Origin of the sequence: Burkholderia sp. BE12, from assembly GCF_002959955.1 — a bacterium.
In the GTDB taxonomy this organism is placed as follows: Bacteria; Pseudomonadota; Gammaproteobacteria; order Burkholderiales; family Burkholderiaceae; genus Burkholderia.
Genome location: NZ_PREY01000048.1, coordinates 17351 through 34995 on the forward strand (window position 1 = coordinate 17351; position 17645 = coordinate 34995).

At 69.0% G+C, this 17645-nt stretch carries 14 protein-coding genes and 1 riboswitch; of the genes, 4 read left to right on the forward strand and 10 right to left on the reverse strand.

What is annotated here, in order from left to right; genetic code table 11:
- The first annotated feature begins 266 nt into the window (after nt 1–266).
- Together C4B30_RS32830 and C4B30_RS32835 are read left to right on the forward strand one after the other, a co-directional pair.
- A complete protein-coding gene (locus C4B30_RS32830; protein WP_105133534.1) occupies nt 267–1190 on the forward strand; it encodes a LysR family transcriptional regulator in 924 nt (307 codons plus the stop codon).
- 117 nt (nt 1191–1307) lie between these two features.
- Nucleotides 1308–1709, forward strand: a complete 402-nt coding sequence (locus C4B30_RS32835; RefSeq protein WP_027782484.1) for an OsmC family protein — start codon at nt 1308–1310, stop codon at nt 1707–1709.
- 117 nt (nt 1710–1826) lie between these two features.
- Here C4B30_RS32835 and C4B30_RS32840 read toward each other — a convergent pair whose 3' ends face one another.
- Entirely contained in the window at nt 1827–2708 is an 882-nt protein-coding gene (locus tag C4B30_RS32840; protein WP_105133548.1) for a Dyp-type peroxidase, read from the reverse strand.
- A gap of 488 nt (nt 2709–3196) precedes the next feature.
- On the opposite strand from C4B30_RS32840, the gene C4B30_RS32850 reads away from it, so the two are divergent.
- A complete protein-coding gene (locus tag C4B30_RS32850; RefSeq protein WP_105133536.1) occupies nt 3197–5059 on the forward strand; it encodes an ABC transporter ATP-binding protein in 1863 nt (620 codons plus the stop codon).
- 210 nt (nt 5060–5269) lie between these two features.
- Nucleotides 5270–5983, forward strand: coding sequence for a riboflavin synthase subunit alpha (locus C4B30_RS32855; RefSeq protein WP_105133537.1), 714 nt, complete (start codon nt 5270–5272; stop codon nt 5981–5983).
- A gap of 18 nt (nt 5984–6001) precedes the next feature.
- Here the strand turns inward: C4B30_RS32855 and C4B30_RS32860 are convergent, their stop codons facing one another.
- From C4B30_RS32860 to C4B30_RS32905, 9 genes are all read right to left on the reverse strand, one after another.
- Complete coding sequence (locus tag C4B30_RS32860) at nt 6002–6583, reverse strand: hypothetical protein (protein WP_105133538.1); 582 nt, start codon at nt 6581–6583, stop codon at nt 6002–6004.
- A gap of 82 nt (nt 6584–6665) precedes the next feature.
- Nucleotides 6666–7907: a voltage-gated chloride channel family protein gene (locus tag C4B30_RS32865; protein WP_105133539.1), complete on the reverse strand. Its 1242-nt coding sequence runs from the start codon at nt 7905–7907 to the stop codon at nt 6666–6668.
- 79 nt (nt 7908–7986) lie between these two features.
- Nucleotides 7987–8092, reverse strand: a riboswitch (Fluoride riboswitch).
- Nucleotides 8093–8174: 82 nt separating this feature from the next.
- On the reverse strand, nt 8175–9194 hold the full coding sequence (locus C4B30_RS32870; RefSeq protein WP_027782478.1) for a chemotaxis response regulator protein-glutamate methylesterase: 1020 nt from the start codon (nt 9192–9194) through the stop codon (nt 8175–8177).
- Nucleotides 9191–11500 carry a hybrid sensor histidine kinase/response regulator gene (locus tag C4B30_RS32875; RefSeq protein ID WP_089501381.1) on the reverse strand — a complete coding sequence of 770 codons (2310 nt, stop codon included), beginning with the start codon at nt 11498–11500 and terminating at the stop codon, nt 9191–9193. Before C4B30_RS32875 ends, C4B30_RS32870 begins: the two co-directional genes overlap by 4 nt.
- The gene (locus C4B30_RS32880; RefSeq protein ID WP_105133540.1) at nt 11497–12198 is read right to left on the reverse strand and encodes a chemotaxis protein CheW; all 702 of its coding nucleotides are present in this window, start codon (nt 12196–12198) and stop codon (nt 11497–11499) included. Before C4B30_RS32880 ends, C4B30_RS32875 begins: the two co-directional genes overlap by 4 nt.
- A gap of 43 nt (nt 12199–12241) precedes the next feature.
- Nucleotides 12242–13660 carry a CheR family methyltransferase gene (locus C4B30_RS32885; RefSeq protein WP_105133541.1) on the reverse strand — a complete coding sequence of 473 codons (1419 nt, stop codon included), beginning with the start codon at nt 13658–13660 and terminating at the stop codon, nt 12242–12244.
- Complete coding sequence (locus tag C4B30_RS32890) at nt 13657–14169, reverse strand: chemotaxis protein CheW (protein ID WP_105133542.1); 513 nt, start codon at nt 14167–14169, stop codon at nt 13657–13659. The genes C4B30_RS32885 and C4B30_RS32890 overlap by 4 nt, the downstream gene beginning before the upstream one ends.
- Nucleotides 14166–15842, reverse strand: coding sequence for a methyl-accepting chemotaxis protein (locus C4B30_RS32895; RefSeq protein ID WP_027782473.1), 1677 nt, complete (start codon nt 15840–15842; stop codon nt 14166–14168). The genes C4B30_RS32890 and C4B30_RS32895 overlap by 4 nt, the downstream gene beginning before the upstream one ends.
- A gap of 124 nt (nt 15843–15966) precedes the next feature.
- The gene (locus C4B30_RS32905) at nt 15967–17100 is read right to left on the reverse strand and encodes a hybrid sensor histidine kinase/response regulator (RefSeq protein WP_105133544.1); all 1134 of its coding nucleotides are present in this window, start codon (nt 17098–17100) and stop codon (nt 15967–15969) included.
- Nucleotides 17101–17645: the final 545 nt, after the last annotated feature.

A 17645-nucleotide genomic window follows, 5' to 3' on the forward strand; every position in this document is an offset into this window, starting at 1 on the left:
TAAAAACAAACGGCGGCTACGAATCCCGTATTTTTAAAGTTTGTTAAACAGCTGTCACCGAGACAGCGGATTTGCGCGAAATCAATGCAAATGGCTCATAAAGGAAGACATTGATTCGGGGCAAACGTTGTCGTAATCCGGAAGCGGATGAATCCGCATGCATCGACGGCACGACGTGCGTCCGATCGTCCGCGTAGCGGCGCCGTCGCGCCAACACGGCGCAATCTCTCTAGAATCGGCGACGTTCTCACCTTCCGCTCACACCCGTGCCCGCCGATCACCGTCTCGACCTGAACCTGTTCCGCGTGTTCGACGCCGTCTACGTTCACGGCGGCATAGGTGCGGCCGCCCGCGCGCTGCACCTGACGCAGCCGGCCGTCACGCATGCGCTCAACCGGTTGCGCGCGCACTTCGACGATCCGCTGTTCGTGCGCCAGGGCAACCGCATCGTGCCGACCGAGCGCACGCGCGCGATCATCGCGGACGTGCAGCTTCACCTCGCCGGCCTGCAACGCACCGCGCGCGACCCGGCGGCGTTCGATCCGGCGACGCTCGACCTGAGCATCGCGGTCGGCATCCGCGACGTGCTCGAATCGATCGCGCTGCCGCAGATCGTCGCCGCGTTCGCGGACGAAGCGCCGGGCCTGCGCTTCGTAAGCCGCCGCGTCGCGGTGCACGACATCGAGCGCGAACTTGCGTCGGGCAACCTCGATCTCGCGGTCGATCGCCGCGTGCAGACCGGCCCGCGCATCGCGACCGAACACCTGCTCGACGATTCGCTGGTCGTCGCGATGCGGCACGATCATCCGCTGACGAGCGGCCCGCTGCGGCGCGGCGACTATTTCGCCGCCCGGCACGTCGCGGTGTCGTCGCACGGCGAACCGCAATCGCTCGACGTGCTGCTCGGCAACGACGGACGCTTGCGTCATATCCAGCTCGTCTGCCAGCACTATTTCGCCGCATGTCAGATCGCCGTGGCGGGCAATCTGCTGCTGACGCTGCCGCGCACGTATGCACTGCGCATGGCCGCGATGCTGCCGATCGCCGTGCAGCCGCTGCCGCTGCGGCTGAAGCCGTTTCCGCTGCTCGCGTACTGGCACGAATCGCGCGAAACCGACCGTGCGCACCAGTGGGTGCGCGAACGCGTCGCGGCGCTCGTGCGCCGGAGTGCCGGCGTCAGGGCCGACTGATCGCGTCGAACGTCGTCGCAACACGCTGCGCCCGCGCTTTCCGGCGAGACGGTATGCTGACGGTCGACATGCCGCGCGTCGACGCGGCCCCTCTTTCCCGCTTACCGGAGATTCGCCATGCCGCTCATCCACGCTGCCGCCACCCTCGCCGCCGACGCGCCGAACTACGTCGTCCAGCTGCAGGCCGGCACGCACGCGCTGACCGGCGACGAAGCGCTGCGCGAAGGCGGCCAGGGCCTCGGGCCGGCGCCGTTCGAGCTCGTGCTCGCCGGCCTCGCGCAGTGCACGGCCGCGACGCTGCGCATGTACATGCAGCGCAAGACGTGGCCGGCCGTGCGCATCGACGTGCACACCGAGCTGCATGCCGATCGCGACGGCCAGCAATACGTGCGCCGCATCGTGACGCTCGACGGCCCGCTCGACGACGCGCAGCGCCAGCGCCTCGCGGAGATCTGCGAGAAGACGCCGGTGACGCTGTTCATCAAGCGCGGCACGCGCATCGAAACGACGCTGACCTGACACGCCACGTGCCCGGCGTGCCTGGCGTGCCGGTCCGCACGCATCGGCACGCAACAAGCAAAACGGGCGGGCCGCGCACGATGCGCGGCCCGCCCGTTTGCGGATGGGGTTCGGCGCTTACAGTCCGAGCGCGGACAGGTCCAGCTTGCCGTCCTTCATCGGCGGGCACCAGAAGTACGCGCCCGTCAGCGGCCGCGTGAAGCGGAACAGGCCGTCGACGATCCCGTCGTCCGCGCCGCTCATGCGGCGCATCTGCACGTCGAACGCGCGGAACGAGCAGCCGAACGCGACGAAATAGAGGCCCGCGCGGCGCGTGTCCGACCACGGCGACGAACGGCGCAGCATGAACGCCTCGGGCTCGAAGCTCTCCTGCGCGGTGCGCTTCACGTGCGCAAATTCGGGCGCGTCGTCGAGTTCCTCGTTGTCCGAACGGCGACGCCCGACGATGTGGTCCATGTCGCCCGACGCAATACGCTCCATCTGGTCGAAGTCGTGCACCCACTGCTGCACCGCGACGAAGCTCGAACCGTCGAGCCCCGCGCCCTGCCCCGTCACGATCGCCGCAGCCACCGCGTCGTCGCCTTCCGGGTTCTCGGTGCCATCCTCGTAGCCGGACAGGTCGCGATCGTTCGAATAGCGAAAGCCGTCGACGGCCTCCTGCAGCGCGAACGCCGGCGCGAGCGCGCGTTCGATCGCCCGCGCGCGCAGCACGATCTCGCCGCGGTCGTCCGAGCGCAGCCAGACCCACACGTCGGCCGGCGTCGCCGGCAGCGTGCGGTCGTTCACCGCGAATGCCGGATAGTCGGTCAGACCCGGCACCGGATGCCCGAGATAGGCAGCCAGCGCGTGCCCGAAGCCGACGACCGTGTCGCGTCCGTCGGCGATCTCGCGCAGCGCGGTCAGCGCCGCGGCGATATTGCCGTCATTCGACATCGTGAAAGTGAGGTATCGGGCTGCCGTATCGATCGGAGCCAGGATGCCTTGCTGAACGTCGCTCATCGTTTCCTCGGGAATGGTTCGGAATGAATCCGGGCGGGCGCGCGCATCGCCGCGCGCCGCGGACGCCGAAGTGTAATCGATGCGCCCGCCGCGGCCCGTGCCCGCCATCGCGAAACGTACGCGAAAAGGGGCCAAAACCTCGAATACTAACCGTATCGACGCCGCAACGTCGCATTCGTCAGACATTGCGGCGCGCGCGACACTCCTGATAAAATCATTGCACGTCTTTTCGGCGTCCTTTCAACCGTTCACTTCAGGGGAGGTGCAGATGTTCCGAATGCCAGCAGCCTTCCCGAACGTGGTCCCACGGCCCAGCTGATCCAGCCCGCCGTCCGCGCCGGCTCCCGAGTTTTCCGCTGACCCGTCAGCCGCGCTTTTCCCGACAGCCCGTTTCGTTCCGCCCGCGTGTTTCGCGCGGCCCGGCTGTTGCGTTTTCGACGTTCTCCGAACCGGAAAGTCCCGTCGCGCGATGCGCCGGGCAACAATACATGACCAGAAAAACCTCCCATCTGGGCGGCCACGCGTTCCGGGCCGTCTTCGGCTTCACCGTCCGTTACTGGCGCAAGCAGCCGGCGCGCATCGCGACCGTCGCGAGCCTCGCGCTGCTCGCCGCGCTCGCCGACGTCCTCACGCCGCTGTTCGCCGGCCGCCTCGTCGACGCGCTGTCGACCGGCCTGACCGACCGCGCGGCCGCGTGGCATTCGGCCCTCGTCGCGTTCGGCACGCTCGCCGCGCTCGGCATCGGCGCGACGGTGCTGCGCCAGGGCGTCTACCTGAACATCATCACGCTCACGCTGAAGATGATGAGCGAGATCGCCGCCGCGTCGTTCCACCGCGTGCAGCGCTTCTCGACCGACTGGCACGCGAACAGCTTCGCGGGCTCGACCGTGCGCAAGATCACGCGCGGGATCTGGGCGCTCGACCTGCTCAACGACACCGTGCTGATCGCGCTGCTGCCGTCGGTCGCGATGCTGGTCGGCGCGACCGTGCTGCTCGGCGCGCACTGGCCCGTGATGGGGCTCGTCGTGGGCGCGGGTTCGCTGCTGTACATCGCGGTGACGGTCGCGGTGTCGCTCGGCATCGTCGCGCCGGCCGCCCGGCTCGGCAACCTGTGGGACACGCGCCTGGGCGGCGCGCTCGCCGATGCCGTGAGCTGCAACGCGGTCGTCAAGGCGTTCGGCGCGGAAACGCGCGAGGAAGCACGGCTCGCGCGCGTGATCGGCAAATGGCGGCAGCGTACGCGCCGCACCTGGGTGCGCGGCACGTTCAACGGCGGGCTGCAGGGCGCGATGCTCGTCGCGATGCAGGCCGCGATGATCGGCGTCGCGCTGCGGCTGTGGGCGAACGACGAAGCGAGCGTCGGCGACATCGCGTTCGCGCTGACGATGTTCTTCATGCTGCAGGGCTACCTGCGCGACGTCGGCATGCACATCCGCAACCTGCAGCGCTCGGTAAACGACATGGAAGAGCTCGTCGCGCTCGAACGCCAGCCGCTCGGCATCGACGATCGCCCCGGCGCGCCAGCCATCCGGATCGGGCAAGGCGAAATCCGCTTCGAGCACGTGACGTTCCGCTACGGCAACCATCCGGTGCCGCTGTACGACGATTTCTCGATGCGGATCGCGCCCGGCGAACGCGTCGGGCTCGTCGGCCATTCGGGGTCGGGCAAGACGACGTTCATCAAGCTGATCCAGCGCCTGTACGACGTGTCGGGCGGCCGCATCACGATCGACGGCCAGGATATCGCGCAGGTACGGCAGGAGTCGCTGCGCAGCCAGATCGCGATCGTCCAGCAGGAGCCCGTGCTGTTCCATCGCACGCTCGCGGAGAACATCGCGTATGCACGCCCCGACGCGAGCCGCGCCGACATCGAGCGCGCCGCGCGTCTCGCCAGCGCGCACGACTTCATCGTCGCGCTGCCGGACGGCTACGACACGCTCGTCGGCGAACGCGGGATCAAGCTGTCGGGCGGCGAGCGCCAGCGCGTCGCGATCGCGCGCGCGTTCCTTGCGGATGCGCCGATCCTGATCCTCGACGAAGCGACGTCGAGCCTCGACAGCGAAAGCGAGCTGCTGATCCAGCAGGCCATGGAGCGGCTGATGGTCGGCCGCACGACACTCGTCGTCGCGCACCGGCTGTCGACCGTGCGCGCGCTCGACCGGCTGCTGGTGCTCGATCGCGGCAAGGTGATCGAGGAAGGCGACCACGACGCGCTGATCCGCATCGACGGCGGCATCTACCGCCGGCTGTTCGAGCGGCAGGCGCTGGAGCTGGCGAAGGGGCTCGCCGATTCGCCGCGGCGCATGGCGGATCGCGATGCCGGGCCGCTGGGAGAGCCGGCGGAGGTCTGACGCGGGCGCGTCGCGACATGGCCCGGCGGCGCGGTCATCGCCGCCGGGCCATGTCGGCGGCAATCGGTTCCGGATCGAGGCCGTGCCCCGCGCACGGCCTTTTTCGTGTCCGCGGCACTCGCTCGGCGGCGCCGAACCGCGCGCCGCCGCGTGTCCGCCGCCGGGATCACTTATCATGTCGGCCAGGCAATTCGCGACGAAAGGCAGATCATGTTTACAGGCATTGTTCAGGGCGTCGGCACCATCGACGCCATCAAGGATCACGGCGAGCTGAGAACCTTCAGCATCGCATTCCCCGAGCGGTTCACCGACGATATCGAGATCGGCGCGAGCGTGTCGGTCGATGGCGTGTGCCTGACGGTGACGACCATCCATTCGCCGGAGCTGATCGACTTCGACGTGATGTTGCCGAGCCTGAAAATCACCACGCTGGCCGACCTGGCGATCGGCTCTCGGATCAACGTGGAGCGGGCCGCGAAGGACGGCGCGGAAATCGGCGGGCATCCGCTGTCCGGTCATGTCGACTTCCCGGGGACCATCCTGCACATCGCGTCGTCCGAACACAACCGGATGATCCGCATCGGCGTCCCGGCCGAGTTCAAGCGCTATGTGTTCGCGAAGGGCTATATCGCGATCAACGGCTGCAGCCTCACGGTTTCGGACGTCAATCGCGACGAAGGCTGGTTCGACGTCTGGCTGATTCCCGAAACGCGCCGCGCGACCACGTTCGATGCGAAGGGCGTCGACGACAAGGTCAACATCGAGATCGAGCGCAGCACGCAGGTCGTCGTGGATACGATCCGGGAAGCGGTCAAGGAAACGCTCGGCGAGTTGAACGGCGTCGTCACCGCGCTGCTGGCGGAAAAAGGCATCGATATCGAGGAATTGCTGGCGCGCAATGTCGCGCGGCTGCCGAAGCAGTAAAGGGGAATTACCCGCGTGCTAGGTGACCCGCTGGATCACCGAGTACCGGGTGCCGTCGGAAAACGCCTCGATCCACGGCTCCGATTCCTCGAACGTCCAGAGAACGAGATCGAGATCGATCGGCTCATCGCCGTCGTCGGGCCACGGCATGTTCCATCCGCCCGCGACGGCCACCACCCCGCCCGTGTAGAGCGGGCATTGCGCCATCCACGCGCGCGCGTAGTCGTGCGCGGCAGTGCCCTTGAAGTTGTCGTTGAATCCCCAGTCGCGCTGCCAGCCGCATGCGTCGAGGTAGGCGTCGATCGCGGCGGAGCCGAAGCGGAACACCGCGTCGACCGGCGGAAGCGACGTTGCATCGGATCGGCACAGCGGGCGATCCGAACGGACAGGTTGCGTGGCAGTCTCCACGCGGCCGCCCGTACCGCTTTCGTCGAGATACACGTTCAGCCAGATGCCGTCGCGCTCGACGGAGATGCACAACGCGCCGGCGTCGACCCCATGCCAGTAGCCGGTGACGGCTTCGCCGTCGGCCGCGAAGCGGTACGCACGGCATGGCCTCGCGAGGCGCTTCGCTTCGGTCAGAAAGTCGTCCAGTGTCATCCGATGCCTCTCCTGTTCGAGCGTCCCGGGTATCGTATCGCGCCGCTGCGATCGAACGACGACGTCAAGCGTGGCCGCACACTCACTCCGCGTCCACCCGCGCCCCCTTCCCCACCGCCACGCGCTGCGCGCGATAAATCCCCGCGTGGCCGGAGAACAGATACGCGACGACACAGGCTACGATCGCATACACGCCGATATCCGCGCCGAACAGTTCGATCGCCATGATCGTCGACGCGATCGGCGTGTTGGCCGCGCCCGCGAACACCGCGACGAAGCCGAGCCCCGCGAGCACGGGCACCGGCAGCGCCAGCACCTGGCCGAGCGCGTTGCCGAGCGTCGCGCCGATGTAGAACAGCGGCGTCACCTCGCCGCCCTTGAATCCCGACGCGAGCGTGACGACGGTGAACGCGAACTTGCCCGCGAAATCGTAAAGCGGCAGCGGGCCGTGAAACGCGGCCTCGATCGTCGGGATGCCGAGGCCGAGATACTGCGGCACGTTCAGCACGGTCGCGGCCACGGCGACCACCAGGCCGCCGAGCACCGGCTGCAGCGGCGCATGGCGGATCACGCGGCGAAACCACGCGGTCAGCGCATGCGTCGCGAACGCGAACAGCCGCCCGACCACGCCGAACGCGATGCCCGCGACGATCGTCACGGCCAGCCCCGTCGCCGACACGGCCGGCACGAACGGAATCGCATAGGCCGTGTGATGCACGCCCCACGCGCGACACACGACGTCCGCGACGATCGCCGACGCGACGCAGGTCAGCAGCGCGTCGTATCGCACGCGTCCGATCGCGAGCACCTCGAGCCCGAACACGGCGCCCGCGAGCGGCGTGCCGAACACCGACGCGAAGCCGGCCGCGATGCCGCCCATCAGCAGCACGCGGCGATGCCCGCGATCGAGACGAAACAGGTGCGTGACGCGATCGGCGAGCGCGCCGCCCATCTGCACGGCCGTGCCCTCGCGGCCGGCCGACCCGCCGAACAGGTGCGTGACGACGGTCGCGACGAGCACGAGCGGCGCCATCCGCTTCGGCACGAGCGCCTTCGGGTCGTGAATCTCGTCGATCAGCAGGTTGTTGCCGCGCGCGACCGACTGGCCGAAGCGATGGTAGACCCAGCCGGTGGCGAAACCGGCGGCCGGCAGCCCCCACGGCAGCCACGGATGCGCGACGCGCGTACCGGTCGCCCAGTCGAGCGCGATCAGGAACAATGCGGAAGCCGTACCGGCCAGCGCGCCGAGCAGCGCTGAAAGCGCGAGCCAGCGGCACACGTAGCGCACGGTCGCGAAAAGATCGGCAGAAGTCGTGAAGAACATGATTTCCAGATTCGACGGAACATCAAAACCTGGGCGGCAGAATACCGGATGGACGGCCTGCGACCTCCTGACGACCCAGGAACACGCAGGCATCATCAGCCGGGCGAACCGGCGGTTGAGGGCCGCACCGCGCGCGTCATGCGCCGCGAACGACCACAGGGAGGCATGCCATCTCCGCAGGCCGCGATTGTACGCGACGCCGCGCCACGCACGCAATGCGGACGCCGGCGCGCCACGAAACGACGGCGCCTGCCCGATGCGCCACCGTCAGTCGCGCGGCGCGAGCGCGATTCGCGCGATCAACCGGGGCGCGATCTGTTCGAGCGGCAGGATCGCCGACGCCGCGCCGACCGCCGCGGCCGCCTTCGGCATCCCGTACACGGCGCTGGTCGCTTCGTCCTGCGCGATCGTATAGCAGCCCTTCGCACGCATCGCCTTCAGGCCGAGCGCGCCGTCGCGTCCCATGCCCGTCAGCAGCACGCCGAGCGCATCGCCCTGCCAGCCGTCCGCGACGCTGTTGAAAAACACGTCGATCGACGGCCGGTACGGCGTTTCGGCCGGATGCCGCGTATAGCCGAGCACGCCGCGCGGCGACAGCGTCAGATGGTCGTTGGTCGCCGCGAGCAGCACCTCGCCCGCTTCCGGCACGCTGCCCTGCCGCGCGACGCGCACCGGCAGCCGCGTATAGCCGTCGAGCCATTCGGCCATGCCGTACGCGAATGCCTGGTCGACGTGCTGGACGATCACGATCGCGGCCGGAAAATCGGCCGGCAGCGCGCGCAGCAGCGCGGTGAGCGCGGTCGGGCCGCCCGCCGACGCACCGATCGCGACGAGCGTCGGCTGTCCGCGCGTGGGCGCCGGCCCCGGCGGCACGAGCGCCGCGGTGCGGCTTTCGAGCAGCCGGCCGATCTGGTCGATCTTCGCGAGCAGCGCCTGCGGCGGCGCATCGGTCGACAGTCCGAGCGCGAGCGTCGGCGTGTCGACCGCGTCGAGCGCGCCGGCGCCCATCGCTTCGTACACCGACGACGTGTTCGCGCTGACGCTCGCCGTCACGATCAGGATCGCGCACGGCGCGCGCGCCATGATCCGGCGCGTCGCGGCGACGCCGTCGACCTTCGGCATCACGAGATCCATCAGGACGACGTCGGGCGGATGCGCGACGCAGAAATCCACGGCCTCGTCGCCATCGGTCGCCACCCACAGCACGCGATGGTCCGCGCGCAGCGCGATCACGCGGCGCAGCGCCTCCACGGCCAGCGGCAGGTCGTTGACGATGCCGATGTTCATCTGCGCGCGTCTCCGATCAGATCGTGCACGGCATCGAGCAGCGCCTCGTCGTGGAAGCTGCTCTTCGCGAGGTAGTAATCGGCGCCGGCGTCGAGCCCGCGACGGCGATCCTCGTCGCGATCCTTGTACGACACGATCATCACCGGCACGCGCTTGAGCATCGGGTCGCTCTTGATCAGCGTGACGAGTTCGATGCCGTCCATGCGCGGCATGTCGACGTCGGTCACGACGAGATCGAACGCATCGCTGCGCACCGCGTTCCACCCTTCCATCCCGTCGACCGCGACCGTCACGTCGTAGCCGCGCTTTTCGAGCAGCTTGCGTTCGAGCTCGCGCACCGTCAGCGAATCGTCGACGACGAGCACGCGGCGGCGCCGGTCGGCGAGCGCGAGTTGCGGATCGCGCGTGAGCCGCGCGAGCTGCCCTCCGCGCACGAGCTTGTCGACCGAGCGGATCAGATCCTCGACGTCGACGATCAGCACCGGGTCGCCATTCTCGAGCAACGCGCCGGCCGCGATGTTCTGGATCTTGTGCAGACGGCTGTCGAGCGGCTGCACGACCAGCATCCGTTCGCCGAGGAAGCGGTCGACCGCGACGCCGTACAGCTCGGGTTCGCCGCCGACGACCACGACCGCGGTGGTGGCGCGCGCGGCATCGGGCTCGCCCGCGTCGAGCAGCTGATGCGCGGCGACGAGGCCCGCGCGCCGGCCGTCGAACGGAAAATGCGGCTGCCCTTCGAGCACGTCGATGTCGTCGTGCGCGAGTTCGAGCGTGCGGCGCACATGCGCGAGCGGGAACGCATACGGTTCGCCGCCGACCTCGACGAGCAGGCTGCGAATCACCGACAGCGTGAGCGGCAACTGCAGCACGAAGCGCATGCCGGCACCCGGCTCGTTGAAGATCCGCACCGCGCCGCGCACGCCGCGCACCATCTCCTGCACCGCGTCGAGGCCGACGCCGCGCCCCGATACGTCGGTCACCGCATCGCGCATCGAGAAGCCCGGCAGCAGCAGGAATTCGAGCAGCTCGGGATCGGACAACCGCGCGGCCGTCTCGTCGTCGGTCAGGCGCTGGCGGACGACGGCCGCGCGCAGCGCATCCATGTCGACGCCCGGCCCGTCGTCGATCACGCTGACGAGCAGCGAGCCGGCGCTGTGGCGCGCCTCGAGCGTGACGCTCGCCTCGGCCGGCTTGCCGCGCGCGTGGCGCGCGTCGGGCGAATCGACGCCGTGGTCGATCGCATTGCGCAGCAGATGGCCGAGCGGCGCGTCGAGCAGGTCGAGGATGTCGCGATCGACCTGCGTGCCTTCACCGACGATCGAGAAACGCACCTGCTTGCCGAGCGAGCGCGCGAGATCGCGGACGATGCGCGGATACGCGCGCGTCGCGTCGCCGAACGGCCGCATCCGGCATTGCAGCGCCTCGTCGTACAGTTGCTCGGCGATATGCGTGCTGCGCCGCTCGAAGCGGTCGAATTCGTCCATGCGCTCGGCAAGCGAGCGCTGCAGATCGTTGAGCATGTGCCGCACTTCGTTCATCGACGCGAGCATGCCGGCGTCGAGATCGTCGGCGAACTGCTCGTACATCAGGTCGAGCGAACGGGCCGCGTCGCGCTGCGCGCGCTTCACGCGCAGCATCGATTCGGCGAACGGCTTGAGCCAGCGCGATTCGACCAGCGATTCGCCGGACAGGCTCAACAGCCGGTTCAGCGTGTCGGCGCGCACGCGGCGCATCGCACCGGCGCCCGCCATGCGGCCGGCCTGGGCCGGATCGGGCACCGTGCCCGATACGGCGAGCGGCGGCACCGCGGCACTCGCGCCGACCGGCTCGTTGGCGGCGCCGTCGTGTTCGCGATACGGCACGAACGACGGCGGCACCGGCGGCGGCACGGCGGCCGGCGCCTGCATCGTCCGCGCGCCGTCGGCGCCCGTCAGCGCCGCAGCGAACACGTCGATCTCGGTCTGCGACACGGGCTGCCCCTGCGGATCGCCGACGCGCACCAGCAAATCGACGCCGGCCAGCAGCACGTCGACGTGCGTAGCCGTCAGCGCGATTGTGCCGGCCTGCGCGGCGACGAAGCATTCCTCCATCCGCCCGGCGATCTCGACGCCGAGCGGCACGCCGACGATGCGCGCGGCGCCCTTCAGCGAATGCGCGGCGCGCATGCACGCCTCGAGCGCGACGGAGTCGGGCTCGCCCGATTCGAGCGCGAGCAGCCGCTCCGACAGCGCCTGGGTCTGCGTGCGCGTCTCCTCGCGATACAGCTCGAGCAGCGACAGGTGGCTCAGGTCGTCATCGCCGCTCATCGCATGCTCCGTGTCACGGCGTCGAACAGACGATCGTCGTCGAGCAGCCCCACCGACTTGCCGCGCCACGACAGCACGCCGCGCGACAGGCCCGCACTCGCGCGCCCGACCGTGGCAGGCACCGGCACCCAGTCGGAGGCGCCGAAGCGCAGCACGCCCTCGACTTCGTCGACCGGAAACACGATCGGTTCGCCCTGGTGCGCGGCCACCAGCAGCCGCGTGAAACGGCCGTCGCCGCTGCCGGTCGTGCTGGCATCGAGGCCGAGCAGCGCGCCGATCGAGATCGCGATGCGCAGCGTGCCGCGGATATTGACCACCCCGCGCACGGCCGAATGGCGGCGATGCGGCAGCGAATGGATCGGGCGCGTGCCGGCGATCTCGCGCAGCACGCCGATCGGCAGCGCGAGCCATTCGTCGGCCACCCGGAACGCGAGCGCCGCATGGCGCGTATCGCCGTCGTCGTCGCGCGCATGCGCGGTGCCGAACGCGCTCATCCGGCGCGTGACGTCCGCCATTTCGGCGACGTCGAGCGGACGCTCGAGCAGCTTCGCCGCGTGACGGGCGTAGACCGGGCAGTTCAGGCAGCGCAGGCAGTCGTTCAGCCGCTCGCACGAGCGGTCGCCGCGCGTGCCGATCCGGTTCCAGCAATCGTCGACGTCGAGCGTCGCGTCGTCAGTGGCAGCGGCGGCGCGGTTCATGAGTTTCTCTGGTCATCGCGGTGTCGGTCCCATTCCCGTCGTGTCAGCCGGCCGAACGCCGGGCGCGTTCGAGCAGCCATTGCGCGCCCGCACGATCGCCGCCGACGTCGAGCAGCGTCGCGAGATGCGTCAGCGCCTCGTGATGCGTTGGGCGCAGGTACAGCGCCTTCCGGTAGAAATCGCCCGCTTCCGCGGCGCGCCCGCGCGCATCCGCGATCAGTCCGTTCAGGTAGAACGCATCGGCATGCGGGCCGACGCGCGCCGAGAACTGCGCGAGCATGCGCTCGGCCTCGTCGAACGCGCCCGCGTTCGCCAGGGCCTGCGCATCCTCCAGCGTCGGGACATCGTCGATCGCCGGCGCGATGCCGTCGTAGGCCGGCGCGGCCGCCACGGCGGTTGCCACCGCCAGCGCGGCCCGTGCGTCGATTGCGGCCGTCCGCACGGCCGGCGCCGCCGCGAACGGCTGACGCACGTCGCCGAGCCAGGCCGGCGGCTCGACGGCCACCGCCGGGCGCGGCGCGGTGAGCGGTGCGACCGTGAAGCGCTCCGCGCGCCGGGACGGCGCCGCCGCGGGCAGCGGCGCAACCGGCCGGGCCGCGCATGCATCGGCCGCAGCAGCACCGGCCGACTCGCGATGAAACGCGAACGCCAGCGGCACGCGCGCCGAGCGCATCCCCTGCCGCATCGCGACACCCGTCTCCGCCGGCCCGACGAACAGCATGCCGTCGTCGGCGAGACGCGCGTCGAGCGAGCGGATCACGCGATCCTGCGCATCGCGGTCGAAATAGATCAGCACGTTGCGGCAGAACACGAAATCGTAGCGAATGCCGTTGTCGGCGACCGGTTCGACGAGGTTCGCGTGACCGAACTGCACGCACGCGCGCACGCGCTCGTCGAGCAGCCAGCCGTCGCGGGTCGGCGTGAAGTACCGCGTACGAAACTCCGTCGCCGTCCCGCGGAACGCATTGCGTCCGTAACAGCCGAGCCGCGCCTGCTCGATCGCGCGCGCGCTGAGGTCGATCGCGTCGATCGCGAAGCTGGCCGGCTCGAGCCCCGCATCCAGCAACGCCATCGCCGCCGAATACGGCTCCTCGCCCGTCGAGCACGGCGCGCTCAGCACGCGAATCACGCGGCCGGGCATCGCGGCGAGCCGTTCGGCGGCCTCCCGCGCGAGCGTGGCGAAGGCTTCGCGGTCGCGGAAGAACCACGTCTCCGGGACGACGAACAGCTCGATCAGCGCGCGCCGTTCGTCGGCCGACGCGTTGAGCTGCTGCCAGTACGCGTCGAGCGCTTCCGGCGTCACGGGCAGCCGCGCGGCCGACGGCACGCGCTCGCCGTCCCCCTGCAACGCATGCACGCGATCCGTCAGCGCCCGCATCAGGAAATCGTTGCCGAGCGAATCGGGGTCGATGCCGGTCTCGCGCAGCAGCCAGCCGCGAAATCGCGATTCGGACACGTTCATGCGGATTCCCCCCCGTGGCCCGACAGGCCGTCGAACAGATACAGGCGTGCAACGTCGTCGATCAGGTCGGACACGGACATCTGCTGCACGACACCGTCGGGCGTGTTCGCGACCTGCCCGAGCCAGCGCGTGCGCGCGGTCGAGACGCCGCTGGCGCGGAACGCCGCGCGGTCGATCCGCATCGTCTGCGTCGCGCGCTCGACGATCAGGCCGAGCGTGCGCTCGCCCCCGGCGTGACCGGAGCGATAGCGGACCATCACGAGCCGCGTCGAGCGCAGCGCCTGCGCGCGCCGCCCGAGCGCCAGCATCGGCACGTCGATCACCGGCACCGGCTCGCCGCCGCGCATCAGCAGCCCGGCGATCCAGTCGGGCGCGCCGGGCACCGCCTTCGTGACGGCGAGCGGCAGCACCTCTTCGATGCCGGCCGCGTCGAGCGCGTAACGCTCGCCGTCGAGCTCGAACATCAGGAACAGCGCGTGAGCGCCGTTCTGCGTGTCGGCGCGCGTCACGCGTCGACCTTGAAGCGCGACACGCTGGTGCGCAACTGGTTCGCGACGAGCGTCAGGTCGTCGATGGCCTGCGACGACTGGCGCAGCGACTCGGCCGTCTGCTGCGCGGCCTCCGACAGCTGCGACAACGCCTGCGTGATCTGCTCGGCGCCGTTCGCCTGCGTCTGCATGCCCTCGTTGACCATCTGGAAGCGCGGCGAGAGCGTCTGCACCTCGGAGATGATCTGCGACAACTGCCCGCCGACCTGCTGCACGTCGAGCATCCCGCGGCGCACTTCCTCGGAGAATTTGTCCATTCCCATCACGCCCGCCGACACGGCCGACTGGATTTCCTTCACCGTCTGCTCGATGTCGTAGGTCGCGACGGCCGTCTGATCGGCCAGGCGGCGGATCTCGGTCGCGACGACCGCGAAGCCGCGGCCGTACTCGCCGGCCTTCTCGGCCTCGATCGCCGCGTTCAGCGACAACAGGTTGGTCTGGTCGGCCACCTTCGTGATCGTCGCCACCACCTGGTTGATGTTCAGCGCCTTCTCGTTGAGGATCGCGAGCTTCGCGTTCACCGAGCCGGCCGCGTCCATCACGCTGCGCATCGTCTCGCCCATCCGCGTGAGCCCGCTCTGGCTCACGCCCGCGAGCGTCGCCGACTGCTCGGCCACGCCGGCCACCTCGTTCATCGTGCGCAGCAGGTCGCGCGACGTGGCGAAGATCTCGCGCGAGGTCGCGCCGATCTCGGTCGTCGTCGCCGCGGTCTCGTTCGCGGTGGCCTGCTGTTCGCGCGACGTCGCAGCGATCTCGGCCACCGACGTCGTCACCTGCAGCGACGACTGCTGCGCGCGCGAGACCAGCTCCGTCAGTTCGTCGGCCATCCGGTTGAAGCCCGTCTCGAGCGTGCCGAATTCGTCGCGGCGGCGCAGGTCGAGGCGACGCGTCAGGTTCCCGGTGCGCATCACGTCGTGCACCTCGACGAGCCGCGCCATCGGCACGGTGACCGAGCGGTACAGCATGTAGCCGAGCCCCAGCGCGGACAGCAGCATGAACGCCAGTGCCGTCGCCAGCACGATCTCGGTGTCCTGCACGGATTCGCGGATCAGCTTCGCGGACTGCTCCGCGAACTTGCGGTTCTCCTGCACCAGCACGTTCGCGTTGCGCACGACCTCGGTCCATGCGGGCAGCGCTTTTGCGTACGCGGCGACTGCCTCGTCGTGCGATGCGCGGCTCTTCTGCATCGCGTCGTTGAGCAACGGCACGTAGTGATCGTAGGCGCCGCGGAACGCCATGAAGCGCTGCCGGTCGTCGTCGCGGAACGTCGTGTTCTGGTAGTCCACCGACAGCGATTCGGTTTCCTTCAGCGCGTCGGCGATCTTCGCGAGATCGCGCTGCACGGCTTCTGGCCCGGTGTCGACGAAGGTCGCCTGCTGCAGCAGCATGAACGATTCGTTGACCGAGCCGCGCAGCGACGACGCGAGATAGACGCCGGGCAACGAGTCGCGCTCGATGCTGACGGCTTCGGCGTTGATCGCGCGCAGTCGCTCGTACGACACGCCGGCTGTCACCAGCATCAGCACGAACAGCACGCCGAAGCTGAGCAGGATGCGATTGCCGAGCGTCAGCCGGGCAGCGCCGATCGTCGGATGCAGGCTTTCATTGGTCGCGCGAGGCGTCACGGTGGCCATGTTCGTTATGGGCTTTCTAGATTCAGCGTTGAAAAAATCCGCGCCCGCGTGCGCGCCGGGTGGCGCGCCACGAGCGCATCGGGGTCTCGCGGGCGGCGCGGCGCCGGCAGGCCGCGCCGCGACATCACTGCTCCGCTTGCGCCGGCAGCCGAAGCGCGACCATGAAGCCGCGCGCCGTATTGCGCATCAGGATCTTGCCGCGATGCCGCGCCGCCGTCGCGCGGACGAACGCGAGGCCGAGGCCGAAACCGCCGCGCGCCGCGCCGTGCGCGGATTCGAGCTGCACGAACGACTCGGTCGCGGCCGTGCGCTGTTCCGGCGCGATGCCGGCGCCGGCATCCTCGACGCCGATCAGCCAGGCGCCGTCGTCGCCGCTCAGCGTGCAATGTACGTCCATCCCGGCCGGGCCGTACTTCAGCCCGTTGTCGATCAGGTTCGCGACCGCGCGTGTCAGCATCATGCGGTCGCCCATCGTCACGCACTCGGTATCCGGCACGTGCGCGATCACCCGGCAGCCGAGCCCGGCCGCCTTCTCCCACAGCTGGTCGACGGCGTCGAGCACGATCTCGTTGAGACTCAGGACCTCGTGCGCGCGGCGCTCGGACTGCGCGCGGGTCAGGTGGATGAAGCCGTCGGCGAGCGCGAGCGCGCGTCGCGCGTGGCCGGCGATGCGCTCCATGATCGCCGGCATGTCGCCGTGTTCGGTCCGGTAGACGTCGAGCAACGCGAGGATCGACGTCTGCGGCGAGCGCATGTCGTGCGACAGGAAATCGAGCGCCTCGTCGCGCTGCCGCGACATCAGGTACGAATTCGAGTGATAGCGGATGCGCGCGGTCAGCTCCATCGCGTCGGGAAGCTTCACCAGATAGTCGTTCGCGCCGGCGATGAACGCCTCGCGCTTGACGATCGGCTCCTCCTTCGCGGACAGCACGATGATCGGCACGCGTGCGGTGCCGGCGTCGGCGCGCCACGCGCGCACGAGATCGAGGCCGTCGATTTCCGGCATCACGAGATCCTGCAGGATGACCGTCGGCTTCACGTCGCGCGCGACCGCCATCGCCCGATGCGCGTCGGTGCACACGTGCAGGTCGATGTCGTGCTCGCTGCGCAACGCGCGGCGGATCACCTCGCCGACGAACGGCTGGTCGTCGACGAGGAGGACCGATAACCCCGGTTCGAGGCAATCCGAGGCATTATCACTGCTCGATTCTTTCATAAATACAGTTTCAAACGCCGAATCTCCAATCGATTCTTTCATAGGAGTTGTTTATCCGACTTGGACACTATCTTATATTGGCAGTTGTAAAACCCGCCTGATTTCGCCGATTTGGCCTGTCGGCACTGCCTTGCAGGGCTTCGGACGCCGCTTGTTTCCCCGTCGACGACCGCATTACCTCCGCATTCTTTCTCTCAATAAACATAACCGGCTGATTCTAAATGAAATTAGAACACAGCATCTATCTCCTTCCGGTTTAGTTTTGCCGAATATGCGGAAAGAGACGGAAACAGATAAATCAGATCATTTCCGGATTCGAAAGACGATAACGTTTGCGGGACCGCCGCGATGAGGTTTGCATGCGCTGCAAGGCTGGCGTCCAGTGTCCTATTGGGGCCGGATTCGGATGCCCGACAGGTCGACCCCGCACCTCGAGCCAACGACGCTTGCGAGCCATCCGACTCGAATGGCCGAATATCGGCAGCAGTGCTGCACGGAGCGGCGCGATGACGCCGAGCGCAATCGTCACGTGGCAACGCGCCGGCCCGCCCGCGCGCCATCGGGGCATCGGGGCATCGGGGCATCGG